We start from the raw sequence: 1,422 nt of genomic DNA, 5'->3' as shown, positions 1-1,422 counted from the left end.
GCCTTCTTCTGTCAGCAGAATCTGTCTACCCAGACGTTCGAATAATTTGCAGCCAAGTTCTCTTTCTAATGTCTGGATGCGTGCGGATACAGACGGTTGAGAAAGGAATAATACTTCTGCCGCTTTGTTAAAACTTCCATAATGGTTGATATAGACAAATGCCTCTATATTTTCAATATTCATCATTCCATCCCCTTTCTTACTTTTCCCATTAACTAACTTGGTTTTATGTATCATATTCCCTGTTTTGACACTTGTCAACGGGATAGCAAGCGATTTGAAATAACCCGCAACCCCTTATGACCACTGGGATCAGGAGTAACGGGCACTTCTTGGACTTATAATCATTTTGGGAAAATCATTGACCTTTTTATTTCAGTTCATCTATTAATCAAAATACGATTTAGACATTAACCGTTTTCGTCTGATATCGATTCTGTGGAATAGGCACGCCTAGATTTTCGCGTAAAGTCTCATATTCATAATCTTGACGATAAATACCTTTGGCTTGCAGAATCGGCACAACCAAATCTACAAAATCATGTAGACCACTTGGAAGATCGGAGTGAATAATAAATCCATCTGATCCTTTGCGTTCAAACCATTCTTCGATCTGATTAGCCACTTGTTCCGGTGTACCGATAAAGTTCCCACGCGGTGTCGCTGCTTGTAATGCTACTTCACGTAAAGTCAGCCCACGCTCACGTGCATCTTTTTTAATCTTGTCTGTTCCACTGCGGAAGCTATTACTACCAATATCATTTAACTCTGGAAAAGGTTCATCTAACGGATATTGAGAAAAGTCATGATGGTCAAAAAAGCGTCCTAGAAAATCAAGAGCTTTATCAATCGTTACCAGATCGGCGATCTCCCGATATTTCTGCTCTGCTTCTGCTTCCGTTCTGCCAATAATCGGTGAGATACCTGGCAAAATCAGCAACTCCTCTTCATTTCGCCCATATTGAATAGCACGCTTTTTCACATCTTCATAGAATGCTTGTGCATCCGCTAGTGTCTCCTGACCGGTAAAGATCGCATCTGCTGATTGTGCAGCTAAGTTTTTGCCATCTTCCGAAGAACCTGCTTGGAAAATAACAGGTTGTCCTTGACGAGATCGTCCGATATTAAGCGGCCCTTGTACTGAAAAATATTCACCTTGATGATTAAGAGTATGTAGCTTCTCAGGATCGAAAAATACACCAGACTCTTTATCCCGTACAATAGCATCTTCTTCCCATGAATCTCAGATGCCTTTGGTCACTGCCAGATATTCTGCCGCAATCTTGTATCGTTCTGGATGCGAAGGATGTTCGCCACGACTTTACTTGCTTGCTTATCCTTCCAGTGTGTATGTCCCTACATTCAAGCCCTCACGTCCCCCCCTACTATGCTCAATTGAAGACAATAGACGGGCACCCGTAA

At 41.8% G+C, this 1,422-nt stretch carries 1 protein-coding gene and 1 pseudogene; both read right to left on the bottom strand.

Translation table 11 applies throughout. The annotated features are described in order from the left end of the window. Window positions 1–183: LysR family transcriptional regulator (locus PTI45_RS01540; RefSeq protein WP_139129201.1), on the bottom strand; the 183-nt coding region annotated here is incomplete at its 3' end. Between the two features lie 220 nt (window positions 184–403). Further along, a pseudogene (locus PTI45_RS01535) lies at window positions 404–1,422 on the bottom strand (NtaA/DmoA family FMN-dependent monooxygenase); the annotation flags it as partial.

It is taken from the genome of Paenibacillus nuruki (assembly GCF_001721045.1).
GTDB lineage: Bacteria > Bacillota > Bacilli > Paenibacillales > Paenibacillaceae > Saccharibacillus > Saccharibacillus nuruki.
This window is presented reverse-complemented; position numbering and strand designations above follow the sequence as displayed.